The following is a 26,171-nucleotide window of genomic DNA, read 5'->3' on the forward strand; positions in this document are numbered from 1 at the left end:
TTGAACTTTAAATAAACAAAAATGTTAAAGAGCAGTATTGACAAATCCACCGGATTTGAGAAACGATTTGAGAACATTAACACCGTAGTTTTTGAGAACTCGACAGTAGCTTCGGCTGCCGTTGCTCAGGAAATAGCGTCACTTATAAAATCAAAGCAGGAAAATAACGAAGCTTGTATTTTGGGACTGGCAACAGGATCTTCGCCAAAAGGTTTGTATGCCGAATTGGTTCGTTTGCACAAAGAAGAAGGATTGAGTTTTAAAAACGTGATTTCTTTCAATTTGGACGAATATTACCCGATGGAACCGGATTCAATTAACAGTTATGTTCGATTCATGAAGGAATTGCTGTTTGACCAAGTGGATATCCTTCCAGAAAATGTGCATATTCCCGATGGAACTTTATCCAAAGAAGAGATTGCGGAATTTTGTGCCAATTATGAAGCAAAGATTGAGGCTTTGGGCGGAATCGATTTGCAGATTCTCGGAATTGGAGGAAACGGGCATATCGGATTCAACGAATCGGGGTCTTTGCAGAATTCCAAAACAAGATTGGTGGCTTTGGACCACATCACAAGAGTGGCTGCCAGCGGAGATTTCCTTGGACTAAACAATACTCCAAGAACGGCCATCACGCTGGGAGTTAAAAAAATTATGGAAGCCAAACAAGTCATTTTGATGGCTTGGGGAGTTGGAAAATCCAATATTATTAAGGCTTCCGCCGAAGGGCAGGTAACCAATTTAGTTCCGGCTTCGTTTTTGCAAGAACATAAAAATGCGGTTTTTGTTTTAGACAAAGAAGCTTCTTCCAAATTAACGAGAATCAACACGCCTTGGTTAGTGGAAAAAGTGGTTTGGACCGACAAATTAATCCGAAAAGCGGTTTTGGGATTGGCACTTCATTTGAAAAAACCAATCTTGATGCTTACCGATGCCGATTATATCGAAAACGGAATGAGCGATTTATTGGCTGATTCGGGTCCAGCTTATGATATCAACATTAAAATATTCAACAAACTGCAAAATACCATCACCGGATGGCCGGGAGGAAAACCCAACGCCGATGATGCCAACAGACCCGAAAGAGCCGAACCTGCGAAAAAAAGAGTGCTCCTTTTCAGTCCACATCCCGATGACGATATCATCAGTATGGGAGGAACTTTCATGAGATTACAGGAACAGGGACATGAAGTGCATGTGGCGTATCAAACCTCTGGAAACATAGCAGTGGCCGATGATGAAGCGCTTCGTTTTGCGAATTTTGTGATTGATTATAATGAAAAATTCGGTATCAAAAGTGCCGAGGCAGACACTATTTACAAAAAAGCGGAAACTTTCCTTAGAAACAAAAAAACCAGTGAAATTGATATTCCTGAAGTAAGATATATTAAAGGTTTAATCCGAAAAGGAGAAGCCCGTGCCACGAGCCATTTCGTAGGTTTGCCAGACAGTCAGATTCACTTTATGGAACTTCCTTTCTACGAAACAGGGGCGATTGAGAAAAATCCTATTGGCGAGGAAGATATTCTCATTACGATGGATTTGATTGAAAAGATTAAACCGCACCAGATTTATGCCGCAGGAGATTTGGCCGATCCACACGGAACTCACAAAGTGTGTCTGGACGCCATTTTTGAGGCAACCAAACGACTTAAACCAAAAGATTTTATGAAAGACTGCTGGTTGTGGCTCTACCGAGGTGCTTGGCAGGAATGGGGAATTGACGAGATTGAAATGGCCGTTCCGATGAGTCCGGATCAAGTGCTGGCAAAACGTCACGGAATCTTCAAACACCAATCCCAAAAAGACGGTGTAGTATTCCAAGGAACTGATTCAAGGGAATTCTGGCAAAGAGCCGAAGACAGAAACAAGGAAACTGCCCAGTTCTACAAACAGCTCGGCCTTGCGACTTATGCCGCAATGGAAGCTTTTGTGAGATGGGAATATTAAACCTGTTTAATTTTCAATAAATATAAAAAACTCGGAGTTCAAATGAATTCCGAGTTTTTTTTTTTAAGTCTTAAATATTTTGAAAACCAAAATTAAAAAACTTCAGTTTTTAGTTTTTAAATTACCCTGATTTGAATTAAAATATTTAAAAAAATGCTCAACAAAGTAATCTGACGCATTACTTTATTTTAACAATTTCGATTGCATCATAAAACAAAAAACTGAATATTTTTTTTTAAATAAATAATCAACAAAAATCATATCCATCTATTTTAGAATGATTTATAAGCTCTTAAAAACAACCTTCAGAACAGGACAGCACATGACAGTCAAGCTAATATTTAATATTACTTTTACATAATTATAACAAAAATAAGATTATAATTTATCAAATGATTATATCTCTTTTTTTATACCCAAAACACCTCTTTTTTGAACCTATTTATAATTAATTACAATTGCAAATGGCACATGAAACTGAACGTATTTTAATAAATATAAAGAAAGATTCCAGCGTACCCAAATATATTCAAGTAGCAGACAGTATCACCAATGATATAAAAAGCGGAAAAATAAAAATAGATCAAAAGCTCCCTTCTATTAATGAGCTTAGTGAATGGAATTCATTATCCCGTGACACAATCGAAAAAGCATACAAAATCCTGAGAGACCAAGAATTGGTTTTTTCGGTTATGGGTGTTGGGAATTTTGTAAACCCCAACAAATCAAAATCCGATGTTGAGATTTTTTTCCTGATAAACAAGCCTAGTTCTTATAAAATGGAAGTTTATAATGCTTTTGTCAATTGCATAGGTTCCAAAGCCCATGTCAATATGTATGTCTATTATTGCGACGAAAATCTTTTTATTAAAGCTTTAAAAAGAAACATGGACAGTTGCAACTATTTTGTAATCATGCCTCATTTCAAAACCAAAGCGAACAGTCATGTCAATTATACACCAAAAGTAATTAAGGCTATTGAAACTATTCCGAAAGACAAACTTGTAATATTAGACAACTCGCATACCGAAATTTCAGGAGAATTTGTTTCCATTTATCAAGATTACATGAATGATATAATGATGGCTTTGGAACAAGCTTTTGATAAACTAAAAAAATACGCCAAATTAAATTTGGTATTTTCCACAAAATCAATTTTCCCCTACCCTAACGGCATCCTGGCGGGCTTCAAACAATTTTGCGAAAAACACCAATTTAAGTTTGAAATTTTAGAGAAAATCTATGTTGGACTTGAATTTGAATCAAAAGAAGCCTTTGTAACCATTATGGAAGAAGACTTGGTTAATCTGGTTCAGCAAATCAGAGAGAAAAATTTAGTTATTGGAGAAGATGTTGGAGTAATATCTTACAACGAAACCCCACTAAAAGCTTTACTGGGAATCACTGTTGTAAGTACCGATTTTAAAGAAATGGGCGAACATGCCGCTAAACTAGTATTGAAAAACGAAAAGAAATTCCACAAAAATCCTTTCAAATATATTGAACGTAATTCGTTGTAACAACTTAGTAATTAATGAGTAGTAAATAGTCATTATTAAACAACAAATCGCTAATTACTACTCACTAATCACTCAAAAAAAACTATTTCAAATCTTTCTTTATAACCAAATAACGTAATTCTGTCTTACCGGGATTACTGATTCCGTGTTCTGAATTCGAAGGGCAATACAAACTGGTATTAGGTCCTACTATTACTCTTTTTCCATCCAAAAAAAACTCGGCAGTTCCTTCAAGAATGTAAAAGAATTCTTCTTCGACATGGTGGTGCGGTGCATGTGTTGATTTTCCAGGCTCAACGATGCTCATTTTTAGCGTATTTTCCAGAGTAAAATTTTTATCGGCAAACCAATATTGATATCCCACTTTGGTTTTTACAGCTTTATCCAATTCAAAATGATTGACACAATTTTCGATAGTGTAATTTGGAGTAGTCGAATTTGCTTCTTTTTTTGCTTCCTGAGAAAATATTGATTGTTGGGTAATAAGCGCCACAACGGCAACTTTGATGGTTGTCGATAATTTCATGTTTTTCTTTTTTTGAGAATACAAAAAAAGAAAAACGATTATAGTAAAGCAAAAGTATTCTAAAGATTTTCCAGAAATTATTATTTTTCACAAAGCTCCTTTAGCTTGGCGAGTGCTTTTGGGTAGGTTTCGTTCATATAATCTAGAAAATCTTCAGCGGTGTCTAAATCAACAGTAACGGTTGTAATTCCATTATTTTCTTCGAAGGTGTAGTTTTCAAATCCGTTTGCCCATTTTTCTACTTCTGGACCTTCAGTAATTTCTTTACCCGCCTGATAAAGACCATAATGTTGAATTGAAACAAACCGGTTAGGAATATTTTCAACTATCCTGGAAACCATACCTCCCTTCTCTCCTTTATCATCAACCCCAATAAACAGAATTTTATTTCCCTTATCCCAACTTCCTTCATAGGTCGATGTCGGGTTAAACAAAGAAGTCCATTGCTCATAAGTTGATTTATTGCTAATGCCAAGCATAATATCATAAATTTTACTTACCAATGCATTGATGTTTACTTTGAATTGTAACTTTTTCATGGTATTACTTTTTCTTTAAAGTTGTTATTTTGTGTCATACTTAGCAGTCGTTTAACACAATACATAACAATCTGTTCTACTGCCAGTTTCACACTAAATTAAGCTTTATTTTCGGATTTATCAAACAACCCAAATACAAAACTATTTTCCAATTAAGGGGGGTATTCAAATCCGTTGTAGCTGTTGCTAGCTATTCCATTTTCTCTACAACTAAAATAGTTTTTGTTTCGCTATTCGAAATTCCTTTTGCTCTTCGCCTCTTTTAATTTGAAGTAAGATTTCTTTTTCTGTACTTAAAATATTATTCAGAGTGAAATAACTGTCACAGAGAGAAAATTCACTTAAATGCTTATCATTAATTTTTATAATTTCATCATTCAATAACAACCCGACTTTTTGAGCATTTAGCCCTTTAAAAAGTTTGCTAACATAGATTTTATTACTGTCTAAGTTTATATTAAAACCAAAAGTTTCAAAATCATTTTCCGTATCAGAATAAGGTGTTAATATTAATTCTTTGTCTTTGAAATTGAGTGTTACAATAAAATATTTTGTCAATTCTGAACCAAGTAAATTGTAGTTATTTGATTTAGCATAATAAGCAACTTTATTTTTTAGTTCAGATTTTCCAATCTTTATGTTTTTTAATGAAGCAGCATAAGTCTTTTCTTTTACAATGCCATTTGCACTTATACTTCCCTCTCCTTCAATTGTTAATATATTGGTTGGCTTTATGGAAGAAGCAGTTTTTTCAGTTAATGATATTAGTCCTCCATAACCAAAGTCTAACATAAACCTTTCTTGCTTCCCATCAATCATAAGTTTCAAAAAAGGATTTAAAGTTTTATCAAGTTCTATTTTTATTTTTTCGCTTTTGTCAAGATTAGGCATGTTAGCCAAATTATCGGTTACTCTAATTACGGATTTTCTATAATCAATTTGCCATACAACTTCACGAATTACACTTTTACCAATTAATCCTCCATTTGTATAACAATTAATAGCTGGTGAAAATGAAAAATCATAATTAAAGACACCAACATCTTCAAATTGTGCTTTGCCAACTTGCATTAAAGGAACTTTTGAAAGTTTTATTTTTGATTTTATTTTATTAGAACTTCCAACCTCTACTTCCATCAATGACAGAAGCTTTGAGTTTTCCATAATTTTAGAAGTTACTGTATTATAACCACCGGTGTCGAAAATAAATTCGTACGAGCTAGTATCTATTTTTACTTGAATAGTAAAATACCCTAATTTATCACTAAACGGAATTTCATCGTAGAAATTTTTTGAAGTCAATTTTGCAGAATTAACAATAGAGAGTTGCTCTTTTTTACTTTGACCAAATACAAAAGATTGTGTAAAAAACAGAGCGAAAATCATTATACTAGCTATACGTTCCATTTTGGAAATACTGTGTCGTTAGGCATTGCTGGTAACTTACATAAACTTGCTAAAAACAGTGACAATCTACCCTTTTTGGGTGTATACACGAAGGTTTATTTTCTTTTTATTTATACCATTTATGAATATGAATAGTCTAAAGAAATATTGTATAATGCCGTTATAGCATGTAAATAGTTCTGTTTTCAATTAGACTATATTGAATACATAAATGGTATTATCATCAAAAATAACAAAAAAAGGTTACAATTTATCAAAAGTATTTTTTTTATCTACTGCATGCTAACACGAGAAACTCATCAGTAACTTAATAAAAAAAAATTACAAGGATTGTGGAGCTACTTGCTGAGATTTCTCCTTCGTCGAAATGACAAACTTACGTGATAACTCATCGTCAATCTACATAAAAAAAAGCCCTAAACACGTTGAAATGTTTAGGACTTTGGCAAACTAAAATAAATGGTTCTATTTCCAACCTCCACCTAGATCTCTGTATACATGGACAGAAGCGGTTAGTTGTTCTTTTTTGGTATCAATCAGTTCAAGCTTGGATTCCAGAGCATCGCGTTGAGTCATCAAAACCTCAAAATAATCGGCTTTGGCTGACTTAAATAAATCGCCTGCTACATCAATCGAACGGTTCATCGCGGTTACTTCCTGTGATTTTAAATCATAACTTTTTTCCAAATTATTGATTTTAGAAAGTTGGCTTGACACCTCCAAATAAGCATTTAAAATCGTACGCTCATAGTTATACAAAGCCTGTAACTGTCTTGCATTGGCAGAACTGTACTCGGCTTTTATCGCATTTCTATTAATCAACGGAGCGGCAATATCACCGGCCAATGAATACAACAACGACTCCGGAAGCGTAAACAAATAAGACGGTTTAAAAGCATTTACCCCTATTGCTGCGGTAATATCAAGCGAAGGATAAAACTCGGCTCGAGCCACTTTTACATCCAGTTTTGCAGCTTCGAGTTCCAATTCGGCTTGCTTGATGTCTGGACGATTTGCCAACAGTTGAGAAGGAACCCCAGACTGAACCATTGTAGGCACCAAGTCTGTGAAATTGCTTTTTTCTCTCTTTATCTCTTGAGGGTATTGTCCTAACAAAAAGTTGATTTTGTTTTCGGTTTCCTTGATGTTTTGAAGAATGTCAAACTCCATACTTTTTGAACCCAAAACCTCAGCCTGAAACTTTTGAACCGCCAATTCGGTTGCTCTCGCGGCTTGTTTTTGGATTTTTACAACTTCAAGAGCATTTGATTGCAACTCGATAGTCTTTCTGACAATTTCCAACTGACTGTCCAAAGCCAGTAATTCGTAATACGAATCGGCTACCTCGGCAATAAGATTGGTAATTACAAAGTTTTTACCTTCAACAGTTGACAAATAACGGCTAACGGCAGCTTTCTTGGAATTACGCAGTTTTTTCCATACATCTACTTCCCAATGAGCATAGACTCCCAATTTATAGTCTTGCAAATCTTCAGGCACAATACGCCCAGGAGTAATTTCTGCAGAAGCATCACCTGCTCCCTGACTGGTATATTTCCCTACTTTTTCGATTCCGGCTCCGGCACCAACACCAACAATTGGTAAAAGAGCACCTTTTTTTACACGAATATCGTTTTTAGCAATTTCGATTTCCTGTAAAGTTATCTGCAATTCCTGATTGTTTTTCAAGGCAGTTTCAATCAGGCCTACCAGATTTGGATCCTTAAAGTAAGTTCGCCAAGGAGTGGTTGATGTATTTGTTGTATCGGTACTCTTATCGAAAGAAGCAGGTACGGTTTTCGTCTCGGCCATAGGCGCAAGAGCTGGAGTACAACTTGCCACCGCTAGGCAAATACCTAGCGGGACAATGTATTTATAGGACTTTATCTTATTCATTATCATTCAAATATTCGGTAAATGGATTTTCATCATCTTTCTTGGAGAACTGATGTCTTTCTGAAATTTTTGCAAAAATGTAATACAGACCAGGAATTATCAATACCCCGCAAAGAGTACCAACGAGCATTCCTCCTGCTGCAGCAGAACCTAATGTTCTGTTTCCAATTTTACCAGGATCTGAAGCAATAGCCAAAGGAATCAAACCAGCGATAAAAGCGAATGATGTCATCAAAATAGGTCTGAAACGCACAGCAGCACCTTGCATAGCGGCATCGAGTACAGACGCGCCCTGACTGTGTTTTTGGGCTGCGAATTCTACAATCAATACCGCATTTTTCCCGAGCAAACCAATGAGCATTACAAAAGCTACCTGAGCGTAGATATTATTAGATAAGCCAAATAATTTCAAGAATAAAAAGGCCCCAAAAATACCCGCCGGCAACGACAGAATAACTACGAGCGGTAAAATAAAACTCTCATATTGTGCGGCAAGAACCAAATACACGAAACCAAGACAGATTAAGAATATGTAAATTGCCTCGTTTCCTCTAGCAACCTCATCGGCAGAAATTCCCGCCCAATCAATTCCAAAACCTCTTGGAAGTGTTTTTGCAGCAACTTCTTTTACTACTTCAATCGCAGTTCCACTACTATAACCAATAGCGGGAGCTCCACTGATTTCAGCAGCATTGTACATATTATGCCTTGTGATTTCAGAAAGTCCATATACTTTTCTCATTTTCATAAAAGCAGAAAAAGGCACCATTTCATCTCTGTTATTTTTCACATACAATTTCAAAATGTCTTCCGGAAGCGCTCTGTACTCAGGAGAGGCCTGAACGATTACCTTGTATTGGCGATCATACTTAATGAAATTGGTTTCATAATTACTTCCAACCAATGTCGACAAAGTATTCATTGCATTATCGATACTTACTCCTTTTTGTTGAGCCAAATCATTATCAATATCCAACATATACTGTGGGAAACTCGCACTGTAGAACGTAAATACTGAAGTTAATTCTGGACGTTTTTTTAATTCCTCAACAAATTCTTTTGCAACGGTTTCCATCTTTTTATAATCTCCAGAACCTGCTTTATCAAGTAATCGCAACTCGAAACCACCCGCAGCACCATAACCGGGAACGGCTGGCGGCTGAAAATATTCTATGGTAGCACCAGAAATATCTTTGGTTTCTTCCTCCAGTTCTTTGATAATCTCTTCAACATTATGTTTTCGTTCATGCCAGTCTTTTAGATTAATCAAACAGGTTCCTGTATTCGATCCGGTTCCTTCTGAAAGAATTTCATAACCCGCAAGAGCAGATACTGATTTTACCCCATCTACTTTTTCAGCCACTTTTTGAAGTTTTTCGGCTATCTGATTGGTTCTTTCCAATGATGATCCCGGAGGTGTTTGGATAATGGCATAAAACATTCCCTGATCCTCACTTGGAATAAATCCGGAAGGAAGACTGTTGTTTATAAAAAATATACCGATACAAAATGCTAACAAAATTCCTAATGTTACCGATCTTCTATTGATAATCATTCCCAATATTTTTTGGTAACGATCAGACAAATGATTGAACTGATTGTTAAAACCATCTAGGAATCGATTCACTAAACTTTTAGGACGTGGTTTCCCGTGTTCATTTTTCAACATCAAAGCACACAATGCCGGAGTCAATGTCAATGCAACAATACCCGAAAGGATAATTGATGTAGCCATCGTGATTGAAAACTGGCGGTAAAAAATACCTACTGGTCCAGACATAAATGCAACAGGAATAAATACCGCAGCCATCAAGAAAGTAATCGCTATAATCGCTCCTCCTATCTCAGTCATCGCTTGTCTAGTCGCCTTTCGTGCCGAGAGATGTTCTTCTTCCATCTTGGCATGGACGGCTTCAATCACAACAATCGCATCATCGACGACGACTCCAATTGCCAATACAAGTGCAAATAAAGTAATCAAGTTTATCGTGATTCCGAACATCTGCATGAAAGCAAAAGTTCCCACTAATGATACTGGTACCGCAATTGCAGGAATAAGTGTTGAACGCCAGTCTCCAAGGAAAAGGAATACCACAATACCTACCAAAATAAAGGCTTCGACAAGCGTATGAATTACTTTTTCGATAGACGCATCTAGGAATTTAGAAACATCATAACTGATTTCATAATCCATTCCTTTTGGAAACGATTTTTTCAATTCTTCCATCCTAGCCTTAACATCTTCGATTACCTGACTCGCATTACTTCCATACGATTGTTTGATAGTAATCGCAGCTGAAGGCTTACCGTTGATACTGGAATAAATATCATACATCGAACTTCCAAACTCTACATCGGCAACATCTTTTAATCGAAGTATCTCACCAGCGGCATTGGAACGCACAACTATGTTTTCATATCCTTTTGGATCAGAATATCGTCCTTTGTATTTCAAAACATATTCAAAAGCCTGAGATCTTTTACCGGAACTTTCCCCTGTTTTACCAGGAGAAGCTTCCAAACTTTGGTTGCTCAACGCTTCCATCACTTCGTCAGCCGAAATTTTATATGCCAACATTCGGTCTGGTTTCAACCAAATACGCATCGCATATTCACGATTTCCTAAAATATCTGCAACACCTACCCCATTTACACGTTTTATATCCGAAAGAAGATTAATGTCTGCGTAATTGAAAAGAAATTTTTGACTTGTTTTTGGATCAGTACTGAATAAGTTGATATACAAAAGCATGTTAGGTTCTTCACGCGTGATTTTCAAACCCTCCCTAACTACTAATGGTGGAAGCTTATTAAGTACAGAAGACACACGGTTTTGCACATTAATAGCCGCTTGATTAGGGTCTGTACCCAAATTGAATATTACCTGAACATTAGCTTCCCCGTCATTTCCAGCATCAGATGTGATGTATTTCATTCCCGGAACTCCGTTCAAAGCTCTTTCCAAAGGGATTACCACCGCTTTAATCATCAATTCACCATTGGCTCCTGGATAATCTGCAGTAATGTTCACTTTTGGAGGGGAAATGGAAGGAAATTGCGTTACCGGCAAACTAACCATTGCCAATATCCCTAAAAAGACAATGACTAACGATATTACTATCGATAATACTGGTCTCTGTATAAATTTATTAAACATTTTTATTTTTTTTTTAAATAGTTAAAATGACTACTCTGCTTTCAATTTCAAGCTAGACAAGACCACATTTGGTTTTAAATATTCGTATTGAATTTTATCGTTATCATTAGCTTTTTGAATACCATCAAAAACTATTTTATCATTAGCAGTTATACCTGATTTGATAACATATAAATCAGGCATTTCACCTTTTATCGTTATCTCTCTGGATTTAATTACATTGTTTTTGTCAACCACAAATACATATTTTTTATCCTGTATTTCGTAAGTAGCCTTTTGAGGAATTACCAATGCGTTTCTTAGCGGAACAGTCATAAGTACAGAACCTGTTTCTCCGTTTCTCAATAATTTTTCAGAATTTGGGAATTTTGCTCTGAAAGCGATATTACCGGTTTCGTTATCAAATTCACTTTCAATAACTTCAACATTTCCTTTGTATTTCAGCGGTTCTCCGTTGGCCAAAAGTAAAGTAACTGTATTGCTGGCTCTATCATTTTTATTGGTTTCGTATTCCAAATATTCTGGCTCGGAAACGTTGAAATAAGCAAACATATTACTGTTATCTGAAAGGCTAGTCAATAGTTCCCCTTCGTCAATAAGGCTTCCTAATTTTTTAGGGATACGGTCTATAGTGCCATCAAATGGTGCTCTGATTTCGGTAAATGACAAATGTAGTTTTGCTAATGAAACTTCAGCTCTTGCTTGATCCAATTTTGCCTGAGCAACAGCCTGTTCATTTTTTGAAACAATATTTTTATCTGCCAAGGTTTTAGCATTTTGAAGTTCAATTTCTGCCGCTTTTTCTTCTGCTTTAGCTTTCAGTAATTCGGCCTCATACATTTTTGGCATAATTCGGAACAAAACCTGACCTGCTTTTACAAACTGCCCTTCATCAACATAAATATTTTGCAAGAATCCTTTTTCCTGAGCACGGATTTCGATATTTCTAACGGAACGAATCTGAGAAACATACTGTTTGGTAAACGAAGTATCAATTTGTACTGGGTTGGTAACAGTAAACTTTGCAGCTTCTTCTTTTTCTTCTTTTTTAGTTGTACAGCTTGCAAGGCACAACAAGGCAAATAAGCCCGTCAACACGAGTGTTTTTTTCATTGTAAATAAAAATGGTAGTTAAAAAAAGTATGGAATGAAAAATTCCTTTTAGGTATAAAAACCATCAGTTCCGGTGCAGGATATGAACCGTCATACAAGATGAAAAAAATGATAAATGCGTACTTGGGTAAACATGATCACACCTTCGGAAACCGATGCGTCATGAAATCAAATTCGTAAAACCCCTATTCTTAGGTAAATAGGACTAAAATATCCACAATTGGGTGTGAAAAATTCAAATTCTTTGGTTGAATTCTTAAAAAGAAACTTATCTGAAAAAGTAAGATACCAGTTGTCAAGCAAACTGTGTCTAACGGGAATTAATTTGTTGATGCCGCCATTGACATCATCACTTCGGTGAAATTCTTCGTCTAAATCTACACCAACTTCCTCTATTAGAAGACTTCCAGGTTCAACTTTTTTATGTTTTATCTGCTCTTTTTTTATTAAAGTAAATGAAGAGAAATCTTTTATGGCCACAGAAGATGTATCTGCATGTAGCTCTTGACCACCAACTAGCAGAAAAAGGCAAATCCATATAGTGTTAATAATTGCTCTCATTTGACTGCGAAAATAATAAAAGAATGAATTAAAAAAATATTTTTTCTACAAACAAAAGTTATAAAAACCCACGAAAACGTTTTCTTTCGTTTAAATGCGTTGAAAATTTATGCTATATTAACAATAATTTCTTATTGCATTAATAATAAAAAAGTTACAAAACAAACAAATTCAATCATTTCTTATGCTAAATGGCTTACAAAAAAGACACAAAAAGATTACATTTTTAGTATTTCAAAATTCTTTTCTACTGAATTTGTAAAAAAGATTTGAAAACAATATTCAAAAAACAAAATACAGGAAATTACTAACAAATATTAATTCAAAACCGAATTTCTTTGTTGTTAATTAAGAACGAAAATTAAATAATATTAAATTCGTTTCTTTGCCAAAAACAAAAATTATTCAATGCCCGAATACTTCTTAGATATCGAATACAATAACCAGATTTATGGACTTGATGAAATGAGTTTTAAGGAATTTGAGTGTTGTACTTTCAATAACTGTACGTTTTCGGCCTGTAACTTTATGGATGTTACTTTTATTGATTGTGTTTTTAATGATTGTATTTTTAGTCAAGGAAAAATCAATCATGTTGCTTTGCGAACAGTAACATTCAACCGTTGTGAAATCAAGGATGTTAATTTTGCGATGTGTAGCAAACTCATTTTTGAGGTTCGTTTTGAAGATTGTGTATTGGATTTTTCCAAATTTTATGCCTTAAAAATAAAGAAAACGCCATTTATAAACTGCAGTATGATTGCTGTCGATTTTATGGCCACCGATTTGACCGAAGTCTTATTTGAAAATTGTGATTTATACCGTGCCGAATTTGGACAAGCCATTGCCAATAAAGCCAATTTTAAGTCTAGTCGCAATTACACCATCGATCCTAAAACAACCAAATTGAAGAAAGCTGTTTTCTCTTTAGAAGGCCTAAAAGGATTACTTTACAAACACGACCTAATCGTGAATTGATTCATTCAACAAAAAAACTCCTTCAGCAGTCCAACTTTAGACTGTCAAAAGAGCATTATTTTTTATTTATTTTAAAAAATAGTTCGGAGTAAAATTCTTAGCTGATAAATTCAAGTTGGTTTCCATCTGTGTGCAAAATATGTTTTGCTTTTTCAATTTCATCTTGGGCACCTTTTACGATAACCATAAATTTACCTTCTTTCAAATGTTCTTCACATTTGACCACTTCTTCTTCTTTTATACCTGCATAAGTCAAAAGCGAGATAAAACCACCTGCAATTAAGCCCAAATCAAGTCCTGCAAGTAGTCCTATAAGTGCGCCTGCCCCATACAGAAACCCAAAACCGGGAATCGCAAACACACCAACTCCGGATAATAAACCGACCAATGTACCCGCTCCCATTCCAATTAAAGCTGTGGCTTTTTTTACAGTATCAAGTGATTTTATATGAATATGATCTTCAATCACTTCTGCTCTGCCCAATAGCGAAACATTATCCATGGGGAAATCATGATGACTTAACAACTTGATAGCATTTACCGCTTTTTCATGGGTGTCGTAAATTGCAATTTGTGATTCCATAACATTAAATTTTAAAGTTAAAAACAATAATACAACATCATACTATTCCTAGTAAAGTTACAAATTTAACTTATTAATAAACAGTAATTTAACATTACAAATACATATTTTTTTTAATTAATAAACCATAAAAAAATGGGTTTCGGGGCAAAATTTTAACTAAACGATTTCTAGTAATTACAGATTCTATTCGCAAAGCATTTTATCAAAGCGTTTTTGCATTTCCTCATAACTCATATCTTCTTTATGAGTTGCAATCATCCACTTGTATCCAAACGGATCCATTACCTGCCCCATGCGATCACCATAAAACATATCTTCGATGGGCATTACAGAAGTTCCTCCCGCATCAATGACTTTTTGGTATACGGAATCGACATCTTTTACATATAATCCAAAAGTCATTGGGTTTCCGCCAATAGTTAAAGGACCTTTGTTTCCCCATTCAATATTCTCATCGACCATCATCAGCAAAGAACCTTCAATCTCGATTTCGGCATGACAAATTTTACCATCAGGCATCAATAATCTGCATTTTTCTGTTGCACCAAAAGCTTTTTTGTAAAATTCTATGGCATTACTGCATCCACCTATTGTAATGTAGGCATTCAGTGTATAGGCTCCGGGATAAATGTGTGATGTTTGCATGATTTCTTAGTTTTTAAGATTTTGTAATAAATAAAAATTGATTTAAAATTACACAAATAATTCAAGTTATCACACTGAAAAACAACACATTAATAAATATGAAGCAAAAAAAATACTGCAACCCATTTCGTTGAGACAGTTAATCAAAATGAACAAGCAAATTCACTTTGATTGAATAATCATGCCTTTAAACTCATTTATTTGTTGTGCAATCAAAAATTTCTTAAATTGTGAATGAAATAACATTTCTTTTTAAAAAAAACAAATAGAAATCTTAGTTAAGAGCGGATTACTTTTTTATATAAAATCAAACTTCGTATGAAAAAAATCACCTATAAATTAGCCGTTATCATTATTCTATTTGTTGGTTTTTTGGCGAAAGCTCAAACAAAAATATCATACAAAGACACTCTTGATGGTAAGTTTGACGCCAGTACAATGATTGACAACGCCAAAGGCTTTATTCCTGTTCCTATATTGGTTACTGAGGCGGCTCTGGGCGGAATTGGGGTTGGTTTATTGCCTTTGTATATTTCCCCCCAAAAAAAACCAATTGGTGACGAAGATTATATTGCGCCTACAATTACATCTGGATTTTTTGCCTATACGGCTAACAAATCATGGTTTACGGGTATTTACCGCAGGGGAACTCTTGATAAACTGCAAATGAAATACAAATTGTTTGCCGGTTACATCGACTTAAACCTAAACTATTACAAAGAAATTGAAAACGTGGGCGAAGTAAAATACAGCTTCAATAATGTTGTTGTGCCTGTTTTGGTTTCGCTGTCGAAACGTATTCCGAATCAGAAATCCTATTTTGGTTTTGAATACATGCGATATCCTTTAACCTTGACTCCAAATTTTGAAAGACAGGACCCTCCTATTATCCCCGAAAATGAATTCAAAAAACACATTGCCGCATTTACAACCTTCATTGATTGGGATCAACGAAACACTGTTTTTACTCCAGACAACGGCTATCGATTGAATTTCAATTACAGTGTAAACGATAATTGGACAGGCAGCGATTATGATTTTCAGAGATTGGAAGGATTTTTCCATTATTTTACTCCGATAAAAAGCAATTGGATAAGCGGCTTCAGGCTCGAAGGACAATCTGTTTTTGGCGATGTGCCTTTTCATCAACTGCCTACAGTAAAATTGCGCGGAATTCCGGCTTACCGATATCAAGGGACAACAATAGGCCTTTTTGAGACAGAGCAACGTTACGACCTCAACCTTAGATGGAGTGTGTTGGGCTTTGCGGGCACTGCCATGACATTACAAAAAAATCAGAATTTCTCGGATGCAAAATGGGTTTACAATGCCGGTACAGGTTTCCGATATTTAATAGCAAGAACTTACGGATTGCGAATGGGACTCGATTTAGCAGTTGGCCCTGGTAGTTTTGGTTATTATATTGTGGTTGGACAAAAATGGAGCCGTTGATTAGTTTATTTTTCATCAAAAACAAATCATAAATATTATTGATGAGTGAAGCTTTATTTTTTTTTCAACAATAAGGATTTTAAACTACTAAAGCGTACAAAAAAACCGAAACATAAGCTTCGGTTTTTGCTTTTAAATATTTACATTTGACATTTGTAATTTCAATAATTACGAAACCAAATTTTAGTCTTTAAAATCAGACCAACAATTTTTTACCACTACCCCAAAAAGAGGCTATCTATAAACTCAAGAAATCAATAATACTATTTACTCTCAATTACCTCAAGTTTTTTTCCGAATTTTTGAAACTTATAGGTTAATGAAAGCATTCCATAACGTTTCAAAACAGTGTTTTTAGAATCAACTACCGATGTTTCCGTTATCGTTCTCATGTCACTTTGGTTTTGGTTCAGAATATCGTATACTTTCAATTTGAAAATCCATTGGTCACCTTTACTTTTGTAAGATAAACTAGTATTCCACAAATAAAAATCTTTTTGAAAACCGCCTGAAATATCAGAATTGTAATTGTAGCTAAAATCATTCCCGAAAACCCATTTCTTCAGAATGTAATTTGTTATTTCCACTTTTGCAACATGTATGCTATTAGAAGTCTCATTTATGGTGTAATTATCATAATCCGTATCGAAGTACTTAAATGAATACGAAGGATTAATAGTTAGTAAATCGGAATAATTATAGGAAAGATTAACTTCTGGAATAATCGACTTGCTACTTGCTGAATACATTTCACTGTTAGTAAACCCTTTTTTGAAATTATAAACAAAATTGCATTCCAAACCATACGTAAAGCTGTGCAAATTCTTCTTAACTGTTTTATTCCAATTAGCTCCGCTATAAACATAATAGGTTCCAAAAACATTGGTATAAGTTGTGGTTTGTTTACCATTTTCGTCATAAAAAGAAGTCGTAACAATCTCACTGTCATTATAGGTAACATTAGAATAGATACTATACTCTGAACGACTTGCGTTATCAAATTTACTATAAGACAAGGTGCCTAAATGTGATGTTACCAAATCTAAATTTGGATTGCCAATTATTGTATTTAATGGGTTGGAAAGATTTGCAACGGGTAAAAGCTGGTCGGCAGTTGGGGTAACTACTTGATTATAATAACGCATATACACCCAACTGTTTTTTCCAAAATTGTAACGCATATTGAAACTCATATCAGGAGACACATAATTCCTATCCAAACTGGTAGTGGCATTCAAATAATCAGAACCACTATTACTTTTAACAATATTAGCTCCTAATCTCGCAGAAATATAAAATTTATTTTTAGAAACATCATAATTTACATAGGGTTCAAAATGCTTTTCAAGTGATCGAATATTCGACGACATTAATTCGTTTTTGTCGGTATAACCGCCATGCATTTCATTAAAATCGAATGTTGATTTTCCCCAATTATCTTTTATATACTGTCCTTCTATTGCAAGTGAGACGGATGTAGAGTCAGTTACTGGTTCACTATACCTAAGATTTAATGTATACTTGTCTTTCAAATTATTTTTCAAGGTATTTTGATTTCTAAGATCATTAGGAGTGGCATCCTGATAAAACTGGGTAGTCGAATTAATCAATGAATTCCCATCTCTTCTTTCATTGGAATTAAAAAAAGTACCTGAAAAATATCGATTTTTTTTATCAAAGGATTTCATTGCAGTCAAGCGGTTTCCAAAACTATCCGTTTCATTTTTAGTTTTTGACTTTGAACTGCTTTCATTCAACAATTGATTATTGTCATCACGCGAGGACGACTGCAAACCATTTGTTGTCGTTGAGACTTGTTTGAAAAAAAATGGAACCATCGACACTTGGAATTTCTTGTCATTTTTGTACCCAAACTGTGTATAGGCAGTATTATTTTCCGTCAAAACATTAATTACACTTTCGGACTCACTATGGATATTTCCCGTAGTTAAAAAAGAAACCTGTGACGTTTTGTTATTATTTTCCTGATCTGAATTGTCGTATTTGTAGCTTAAATGAGAATCGACTTTCTTGGCAATTTGATCGTCATAGTTTACCCCAGCCATATTAGTACGGTTTATCCCAGCTCCCATTGCTACTTCAGGACCTCCGTTACGACCACCACCCATATTGTCAAAAACCTCATCCATTGAGAATCCTGTTGCATTGATATTGTTGGAAGAAAAGATAGCTGTGATTCGGCGCTTGTCTTTGAAATAACCGGCTATTCCACTACTCTCATAGCGATTATTCGTTCCGTAACCGCTCATTATTTTTCCAAAAAAGCCCTTACTTTTATCTTCCTGTAAAGTCAGATTGATAGTCGAGCTATTTGAAGACGAATGCTGTCCTGTCATTTCTTCTTCTTTGGTCTTGGTATCCGAAACCTGCACTTTTTTAATCATATCGGCTGGTAAATTCTGAAGCGCAATTTGTCCATCTTCACCAAAAAAAGGTTTTCCGTCAACCAGTATTTTATTAACGACTTTCCCATTGATGGTTATTTTCTTGTTGGCATCAATTTTCACACCTGGTAATTGCCTTAATAAAGTTTCAACATTCGCATCGGGACGCACCTTAAACGAAGAAGCGTTAAACTCCAAAGTGTCTTTCTTGATTTTGATAGGAGGTGCTTCGCTTTTAACCACCACTTCATTAAGCATTATTTTCTTTTTTAAAAGCGATAAAACACCAAAATCTTTATTTTCGGTACAGGAGTTTTCCTTGATTTTGTAATTTTCGTAACCGACAGTTGATGTTTTCAAGAAAAAAGGAACCGTGATTTTTTTTGTTTCAAACTTAAAAATTCCATTTTTATCCGAAATAGTATAATCGATAACTGTTGAATCTTTTACACTCGTAATATAAACGGTTGCTTCTTCAATTGGGGTTGAATTTTCTTTATCAATCAGTTTTCCCTTTATGATTATTTTGGCTTGGGCATTAGCAAAAAGAGTAAAAAAGAACATAATAACCAAAATGCTAAGTTTATTGATATTAGCAAGTTGTTTAAATGTAATAGTTTTATTCATAAATAATTTTCAGGGCTTGAAATAATTATATTAATTGCTAGATTTTGGATTTGTAAACACAAATTGACTAATGCCTTTGACGCTTTTTAACAAAAAAAAAATACAAGAGTAATTGGATGATTTGATAGCGAAAATAGAAGAAAAAAATGGAAGCAGACAAACTAAATGATTTTTTAACAAAAAAGGTAGTTTATAGACAAAACACCTTAAAATCAAACTAAGGCTTTCTTTACCAAATCTTTTTTATTCCGTGAAACAGGAATTCTATTTTGATTATAAAGCAACAAAGTATAACCATCTTCTTTAAGTAAGCTTCTTACATATTTTTTATTTACTAGATGTGATTGATGACAACGAATAAATCCATAAATGCTTAACATTTCATCATATTCATAAAGGGGCACCGTAGAAATTATGGTTTCTCCTTCATCTGTAAAAAATAATGTATAGCTATTTTCACTTTCGCAACGAACTATATTTTTCACATATACAAAACGGGTCTCTTTGAGCGATGAAATGGCTATTCTATGATCGGAATTATTATTACTTTCTTTTAAGTGATGAAGCAAATTTTGCAATTGCAAATTTTGATTTTTATGTTTCAATCTATTGCTTGTTTTAGCAACTGCTTTTTTTAACTCTTCAATATCAATAGGCTTCAAAAGATAATCAATTGCAGAAAATTTAATAGCCTGAATTCCATATTGGCTAAAAGCAGTCACAAATATCACTTCAAAATCATATGAGTCAAGATCTTTCAGAACCTGAAACCCATCTTTTTCGGGCATATGAATATCCAAAAAAACCAAATCAGGCTGACTGTCTTTAATGAGCTTTATTCCATTATTAGGATCTGAAGACGAACCAACAATAATTACCTCTGGACAGTATTTTTCCAACAATCGTTGAAGATTGGTAATATTGTTTGGTTCGTCGTCTATGATGATTCCTCTAATCATTTTTAAGCCAGTCTTTAAATAAAATAGTGATTTGTGTTCCAGATGAATTACTTTTTATTTTCATGTCAATTTTCATCTTTCTTGAAGATTGATTAAAAAGCATTATTCTGTCTTTTACCAGTTTTAAACCAAAACCTTTTTGCTCCGCAAAAATATCAAATCCTTTTCCATTATCGACCAATCCAAAAATTAAATCATTTGCTTTTTTTGAAATAGTAAGCGTTATTTCCCCTTTTTCCATATTTGAAATTCCGTGTTTTATGGCATTTTCTATCAAAGGCTGAACCAAAAGAGGAATCATTTGTATTTCGTGAACATCTATATTTTCATCAATATTTAAACGAAACAAAAAAGGATTTCGCAACTGTTCTAACTCAATGTAATTATTGATGCTTTTTACTTCTGTTTCAATACTTTGCGTCTCACTTTCACCAGAAGTAAGCGTATTTCTAAGCAATGAACCAAAACCAACCAAATATTGATTTGCTTTTTCTATTTGATTATCGTTAAGCAAGCCTTGGATAGAACCTAAAGCATTGAATACAAAATGTGGGTTAAGTTGCGCGTACAACATTTTGATTTTTGATTTTTGTTCCAATCGCTTTCTTTCATCTATTTTCCTCTTCCAAAAAATGTAAATGAGAGAAAAAATCAAGAGAGAAGATATTCCAATAACAATCTTAAACCACAATGTTTGATACCAATCGGGCTCAGTAGAATAATAGTAAACAGCAACATTTTTCAGATCATTTTTATAACGAACTTCTAACTTATAATGAGTTCCTGATTCATTTAGATTTAGGAAAATGATACCATTCGATTTTATCCATTCACCAGTTTTAGAATTTATGCTGGTACGATATTCAAAGCTATCATAAGTCCGTTTTTTTCCATTAGGTTTTCTAAAAACCAAACAATACTTTTCGTTTTTAAAATGTCTGTTTGAATTTCCTATAATTTTTGAACCATAATCTTCAGGCCAATCATTTTGAAAATTTGATTTATCTAATTTAACTAATAAAGCATATTTATATAATTTATCAATAGTTTCTTGAATAAAATTTTCAAACCTTTTCGGTTTTTTAAAATCTTCCCACATTGAGGCAATAACAAAAGGTTTTCTAGCGCTTTCTTTCTTTTCAAAATTTAATTTTAAAAAATTACCCTGACCTTTTTTTCTAAATAAAATTACCAGTTTATCACCGTTGACTAATGAATCTGAATAAGGAATATAGCCCCTTTCAAAATATTTTTTCGAATAATAAACATTACTTTCACTATACCTTTTTGTTTGTGTTACTAAAGTCCAATTTTGTACGATTTTATTATTTTTAAAAACCTGAATTTCCAGATTTTCAATCTTATATAAATCTTTATTTACTTTGAGGTTGTCAGTATATATATATCCACATATAAATAAATTATTGAACTCTTTTGGATCATTTATTTTAAGATTAATTTTTTCTCCTAATACCGTAAAATAAAATTCTCTATGTGATAAATTAGTAAAAGATGTTAAATTATTATAAATCCCTCTACCTTCATTAGGTAAAATATATTTATTAAGGATAAAATTGTTTTCAAATCGAACAGTTGTTTTGTTTAAAACAAAATAAAGATTATTTGCAGGTTTCTCAATTATCTCTTTTGATTGAGCAAAACTCAGCAAAGAAGCAAACATCAATAAGTAAACTATTTTTTTCATGATTAGATTTTTAAGTTACTATTACATTTTTTATAAAGTAAATGTAAATGCACTATTACAAAGAAATCTGTACTTCTTGAATTGGGTAAAATCCGTCTTGAATCAAACAAAAAACAATAAATTAGAGCTTTTTAATCATCACAAAATCTTCCATTAAATAACCGTGTTCCAATTCGATGTCAATTTCGGATGCAATCTCAAAACCCATTTTTTGATAAAAGAATAACGCTTTATTGAATCGGTTAACATTCAGTACCAACTCCGTTGAATCGTTTTCTTTGGCAACATTTTCGACGTAATCAATCAGCTTTTTACCAATTCCTTTGCCTTGGGTTTGTGGTAAAACATAAATTTTATGGATTTTGGTTTGATTATTTTGGTCATAATGATGCTCATAGGAAGCAAATCCCAATATTTCCTCTCTTTCTTTGGCTAACACAAAATGATGTCCCTTATTTACAACACTGTCATTTAGGGCTTCATCATTATAAAAAGCTCCCAACATATAGTCTAATTGCGCTTTCGAAAGGATTTCTCCATAGGCAATAGGCCAAGTTTCATGTGCAATATCTCGAATTGTTGGATAATTTTTTGCTGTAGCAGAAATTATTTTGATCATTTTGAAATAGAATATTAGAGAAAAGAAAATAGAGTATAGCGACTACTTTAAACTAAAAAATCACTGAGTGCTTAAAACTGAACACTGAATACAAAAAACTACCCGTGTATAGTCTCATTTTTTCCGTAATTGGTTATAATGGATTCTTCAAATGCAAGCCATTCTCTCCAGCGTTTTTCTACATCTATTCCAACTCCGTATTTTCGGGCGTAAGTGATAAAAGTAGTATAATGTCCCGCCTCGCTTTCCATTAACTCTCTGTAAAAAATAGCCAATTCTTCGTCCTTAATATTTTCTGAAAGCACTTTGAAACGCTCACAACTTCTGGCTTCAATCATCGCCGAAAACAACAAACGCTCCACCAATCCCGAAACACGACTACCGTCACTACTCCTTTTCATGTACAAATACAATTCATTTACGTACTCGTCTTTGCGTTCGCGACCTAATTTCAATCCGCGTTGGATGATGATATTGTGTACTTGCTCAAAATGGTCTATTTCTTCTTTGGCCAAAGCCAATAAATCTTTTACCAAATCTTGATGCTCTGGATTATTGGCTATAATGGTAATTGCATTGGTTGCCGCTTTTTGCTCACACCAGGCATGATCAGTAAGAATCTCCTCGATGTTTTTCTCGACAATATTCACCCATCTGGGATCTGTTGGTAATTGTAATCGTAGTACACCCATTTTTTTTATTTAAATGTTTAAATTGTTTAAGGTTTAAGTTGTTACAAATAAAAAAAGTTTAAAGTTTTGGAATGCCTTAGCAAACACTAAACTTTAAACTTTTAAACTTTAAACTTTTAAACTAAAATTTAGAACACAAAGATTGCTCTTTCGCTCATCATTTCGTTTACTTCGCTGGCTACTTCTTCGATAACATCTTCGTTAGTGTGATCTACCAAAACTCTGTCGATCATATCAACGATAGTTTCCATATCTTCTTCAACAAGGCCACGAGTAGTAACTGCAGCAGTTCCCACACGAATACCCGAAGTAACAAATGGTGATTTATCATCAAATGGAACCATATTTTTATTTACAGTGATTTCTGCTTTTACCAATGCATTTTCGGCTTCTTTTCCAGAAATTCCTTTGTTTCTAAGGTCAATCAACATCATGTGGTTGTCTGTTCCTCCAGAAATAATATTGTATCCTCTTTTTACAAAAGCATCAGCCATAGCTTTTGCATTTTTTTGCAATTGCATAGCATACGTAAAGAATTCGTCTTGTAATGCTTCACCAAAAGCTACTGCTTTGGCAGCGATAATATGCATTAAAGGTCCTCCTTGATTTCCAGGGAAAACTGCCAAATCCAGTAAATTAGACATCATTCTGATTTCTCCTTTTGGAGTAGTCAATCCCATTGGATTTGGGAAATCTTTACCCATCATAATCAAACCTCCACGTGGCCCACGCAATGTTTTGTGAGTTGTTGTAGTAACGATATGACAATGTGGAATTGGGTCATTCAATAATCCTTTGGCAATTAGTCCAGCAGGGTGGGAAATATCAGCCATCAAAATAGCTCCTACGCTGTCAGCAATTACTCTGAAACGCTCAAAATCCATATCACGTGAATAAGCCGAAGCTCCTGCGATGATTAATTTTGGTTGCTCGTTAGTTGCAATTTCTTGAATTTTATCATAATCCAAACGTCCTGTTTCTTTATCTACTCCGTAAAAAACAGGGTTATATAAACGTCCCGAAAAGTTTACCGGTGAACCGTGAGTCAAGTGTCCTCCGTGAGATAAATCGAAACCTAAAATTTTGTCTCCTGGCTTCAAACAAGCGTGAAATACAGAAGCATTTGCTTGTGAACCTGAGTGAGGTTGTACGTTTGCGTATTCGGCACCAAATAATTCTTTGGCTCTATCAATAGCGATTTGCTCAACTACATCTACTACTTCGCATCCTCCGTAGTATCTTTTACCTGGATATCCCTCGGCATATTTATTAGTTAAAACTGATCCGGCAGCTTCCATTACTTCATCACTTACAAAGTTTTCAGAAGCAATAAGTTCTAATCCGTGTATTTGTCTGTCTTGTTCTTCAAGAATTAGGTCAAAAATTTGTTCGTCGCGTTGCATTTTACTGATTTTCGTTAATTTCCCGCAAAAATACAAAAAAACGTTTGTTAAACTGTTAGATTATAATATATTTGACAAGTAATTTTCAACAAACAATTAACATCATCATGCCGATAACAGCTAACGACACTAGTAGAAGATCATGGTTAGAAGTCTTGCCAGACAGTGATTTTCCTATCCAAAATATTCCTTTTGGGGTTTTTCTTACCAAAGAAAATATCGTCACGGTAGGCTCAAGAATTGGTGATTTTGCAATCGATTTGGGTGCTTTACAACAATTGAATTACTTTGAAGGGATTGAATTGACAGACGATATGTTCATGCAGGATACCCTCAATGATTTTATATCAGACGGTCAAAAAACATGGAGATTGGTGAGAAACAGAATTGCTGAAATTTTTGACGCAACAAACCCTGAATTAAGAGACAACCCCAAACACAGAAGTATAGTAATTTTCAGAATGGAAGATGTTGAAATGCAACTTCCTGTATTAATTGGTGATTATACCGATTTTTATTCTAGTAAGGAACACGCCACTAATGTTGGGAAAATGTTCCGTGATCCGGAAAACGCTTTATTGCCAAACTGGCTCCACATCCCGATAGGATACCACGGTAGAAGTTCGTCTATTATTCCATCCGGAATTCCGGTACACAGACCAATGGGACAAATCCTGCCACATGGGGAAACTACACCAGTTTTTGGCCCATCTCGTTCAGTTGATTTCGAATTGGAAACGGCTTTTATCACAACGGATTGCAATATTATGGGAGAAACTGTCCCCATCAGTGAAGTCGAAGATTTTATTTTCGGAATGGTTTTATTGAATGATTGGAGTGCCCGAGATATCCAAAAATGGGAATATGTTCCGCTTGGACCTTTCTTATCCAAGAATTTTGCCACTTCAATTTCGCCATGGATTATCACGATGGATGCATTGGAACCTTTCAGAACCAAAGGACCTAAACAGGAACCAACTCCTTTCCCTTATTTACAACAAAAAGGGAAACACTCATTTGACATCAATCTCGAAGTATCCATAGTTCCAGAAAATGCAAAACCCACCGTTGTTTCCAAAACCAATTTTAAATATATATATTGGACAATGAACCAACAATTGGCACATCACACATCAAACGGATGTCGTGTAAATTCTGGTGATATGATGGGATCAGGAACTATTTCCGGTCCTACACCAGACAGTTACGGATCGATGCTTGAACTGACATGGGGAGGAAAAAACCCTATCCAGCTAAATGATGGTTCCCAACGCAAATTTATCAACGATGGAGACACGGTAATTATCAATGGATACAGTCAAAACGGACAGGTTCGTATTGGTTTTGGAGAATGCTCCAGTAAATTATTACCCCCTTTTGTAAGACAATAAACAGACAAATTATATAAAAACCGGCAAGAAATTTGTCGGT

Annotated in this window: 20 protein-coding genes; 5 read left to right on the plus strand and 15 right to left on the minus strand. The window is 34.3% G+C overall.

The genetic code is table 11. From position 1 onward, the window contains the following. The first annotated feature begins 21 nt into the window (after positions 1 to 21). Complete coding sequence (gene nagB / locus EM308_RS14565) at positions 22 to 1,950, plus strand: glucosamine-6-phosphate deaminase (protein WP_035639606.1); 1,929 nt, start codon at positions 22 to 24, stop codon at positions 1,948 to 1,950. 464 nt (positions 1,951 to 2,414) lie between these two features. Further along, on the plus strand, positions 2,415 to 3,470 hold the full coding sequence (locus EM308_RS14570) for a GntR family transcriptional regulator (RefSeq protein ID WP_035637770.1): 1,056 nt from the start codon (positions 2,415 to 2,417) through the stop codon (positions 3,468 to 3,470). A gap of 82 nt (positions 3,471 to 3,552) precedes the next feature. Here EM308_RS14570 and EM308_RS14575 read toward each other — a convergent pair whose 3' ends face one another. The 7 genes from EM308_RS14575 to EM308_RS14605 all read right to left on the minus strand — a co-directional run bounded on the left by EM308_RS14575 (position 3,553) and on the right by EM308_RS14605 (position 12,669). Continuing rightward, positions 3,553 to 3,996 carry a cupin domain-containing protein gene (locus EM308_RS14575; protein ID WP_035637772.1) on the minus strand — a complete coding sequence of 148 codons (444 nt, stop codon included), beginning with the start codon at positions 3,994 to 3,996 and terminating at the stop codon, positions 3,553 to 3,555. 80 nt (positions 3,997 to 4,076) lie between these two features. Beyond that, positions 4,077 to 4,535: an SRPBCC family protein gene (locus tag EM308_RS14580; protein ID WP_035637774.1), complete on the minus strand. Its 459-nt coding sequence runs from the start codon at positions 4,533 to 4,535 to the stop codon at positions 4,077 to 4,079. 210 nt (positions 4,536 to 4,745) lie between these two features. After that, complete coding sequence (locus EM308_RS14585) at positions 4,746 to 5,942, minus strand: site-2 protease family protein (RefSeq protein ID WP_156101352.1); 1,197 nt, start codon at positions 5,940 to 5,942, stop codon at positions 4,746 to 4,748. Positions 5,943 to 6,407: 465 nt separating this feature from the next. Next, positions 6,408 to 7,838 (minus strand): TolC family protein, encoded by a 1,431-nt coding sequence (locus EM308_RS14590; protein WP_035637778.1) that lies wholly within the window; start codon positions 7,836 to 7,838, stop codon positions 6,408 to 6,410. After that, the gene (locus EM308_RS14595) at positions 7,831 to 10,995 is read right to left on the minus strand and encodes an efflux RND transporter permease subunit (protein WP_035637780.1); all 3,165 of its coding nucleotides are present in this window, start codon (positions 10,993 to 10,995) and stop codon (positions 7,831 to 7,833) included. The genes EM308_RS14590 and EM308_RS14595 overlap by 8 nt, the downstream gene beginning before the upstream one ends. Positions 10,996 to 11,025: 30 nt before the next feature. Beyond that, positions 11,026 to 12,108: an efflux RND transporter periplasmic adaptor subunit gene (locus tag EM308_RS14600; RefSeq protein ID WP_035637781.1), complete on the minus strand. Its 1,083-nt coding sequence runs from the start codon at positions 12,106 to 12,108 to the stop codon at positions 11,026 to 11,028. A gap of 168 nt (positions 12,109 to 12,276) precedes the next feature. Beyond that, entirely contained in the window at positions 12,277 to 12,669 is a 393-nt protein-coding gene (locus EM308_RS14605; protein WP_051877800.1) for a hypothetical protein, read from the minus strand. A 408-nt stretch (positions 12,670 to 13,077) separates the two neighbouring features. Here EM308_RS14605 and EM308_RS14610 point away from each other — a divergent pair, with 408 nt between their 5' ends. Next, positions 13,078 to 13,647, plus strand: a complete 570-nt coding sequence (locus EM308_RS14610) for a pentapeptide repeat-containing protein (RefSeq protein ID WP_035637783.1) — start codon at positions 13,078 to 13,080, stop codon at positions 13,645 to 13,647. A 97-nt stretch (positions 13,648 to 13,744) separates the two neighbouring features. Here EM308_RS14610 and EM308_RS14615 read toward each other — a convergent pair whose 3' ends face one another. Continuing rightward, positions 13,745 to 14,230: a hypothetical protein gene (locus EM308_RS14615; protein ID WP_035637785.1), complete on the minus strand. Its 486-nt coding sequence runs from the start codon at positions 14,228 to 14,230 to the stop codon at positions 13,745 to 13,747. A 186-nt stretch (positions 14,231 to 14,416) separates the two neighbouring features. Next, positions 14,417 to 14,878, minus strand: coding sequence for a VOC family protein (locus tag EM308_RS14620; protein WP_035637787.1), 462 nt, complete (start codon positions 14,876 to 14,878; stop codon positions 14,417 to 14,419). 318 nt (positions 14,879 to 15,196) lie between these two features. Between EM308_RS14620 and EM308_RS14625 the strand changes: the two genes are divergently transcribed. Then, positions 15,197 to 16,330 carry a BamA/TamA family outer membrane protein gene (locus tag EM308_RS14625; RefSeq protein WP_051877801.1) on the plus strand — a complete coding sequence of 378 codons (1,134 nt, stop codon included), beginning with the start codon at positions 15,197 to 15,199 and terminating at the stop codon, positions 16,328 to 16,330. 263 nt (positions 16,331 to 16,593) lie between these two features. On the opposite strand, the gene EM308_RS14630 is transcribed toward EM308_RS14625, so the two are convergent. The 6 genes from EM308_RS14630 to glyA form a co-directional block, all read right to left on the minus strand. After that, complete coding sequence (locus EM308_RS14630; protein WP_051877802.1) at positions 16,594 to 19,362, minus strand: TonB-dependent receptor; 2,769 nt, start codon at positions 19,360 to 19,362, stop codon at positions 16,594 to 16,596. A 212-nt stretch (positions 19,363 to 19,574) separates the two neighbouring features. Continuing rightward, a complete protein-coding gene (locus EM308_RS14635; protein ID WP_035637789.1) occupies positions 19,575 to 20,321 on the minus strand; it encodes a LytR/AlgR family response regulator transcription factor in 747 nt (248 codons plus the stop codon). Further along, the gene (locus EM308_RS14640) at positions 20,314 to 22,026 is read right to left on the minus strand and encodes a sensor histidine kinase (RefSeq protein WP_035637791.1); all 1,713 of its coding nucleotides are present in this window, start codon (positions 22,024 to 22,026) and stop codon (positions 20,314 to 20,316) included. The genes EM308_RS14635 and EM308_RS14640 overlap by 8 nt, the downstream gene beginning before the upstream one ends. A 121-nt stretch (positions 22,027 to 22,147) precedes the next feature. Further along, positions 22,148 to 22,645 (minus strand): GNAT family N-acetyltransferase, encoded by a 498-nt coding sequence (locus EM308_RS14645; RefSeq protein WP_035637793.1) that lies wholly within the window; start codon positions 22,643 to 22,645, stop codon positions 22,148 to 22,150. A gap of 98 nt (positions 22,646 to 22,743) precedes the next feature. Beyond that, entirely contained in the window at positions 22,744 to 23,337 is a 594-nt protein-coding gene (miaE, locus tag EM308_RS14650; protein ID WP_035637794.1) for a tRNA-(ms[2]io[6]A)-hydroxylase, read from the minus strand. Between the two features lie 128 nt (positions 23,338 to 23,465). After that, positions 23,466 to 24,740, minus strand: a complete 1,275-nt coding sequence (glyA, locus tag EM308_RS14655) for a serine hydroxymethyltransferase (RefSeq protein WP_035637796.1) — start codon at positions 24,738 to 24,740, stop codon at positions 23,466 to 23,468. A 107-nt stretch (positions 24,741 to 24,847) separates the two neighbouring features. Between glyA and fahA the strand changes: the two genes are divergently transcribed. Continuing rightward, the gene (fahA, locus tag EM308_RS14660) at positions 24,848 to 26,131 is read left to right on the plus strand and encodes a fumarylacetoacetase (protein WP_035637798.1); all 1,284 of its coding nucleotides are present in this window, start codon (positions 24,848 to 24,850) and stop codon (positions 26,129 to 26,131) included. Positions 26,132 to 26,171: the final 40 nt, after the last annotated feature.

Origin of the sequence: Flavobacterium gilvum (assembly GCF_001761465.1) — a bacterium.
GTDB classification, from domain to species: Bacteria; Bacteroidota; Bacteroidia; order Flavobacteriales; family Flavobacteriaceae; genus Flavobacterium; species Flavobacterium gilvum.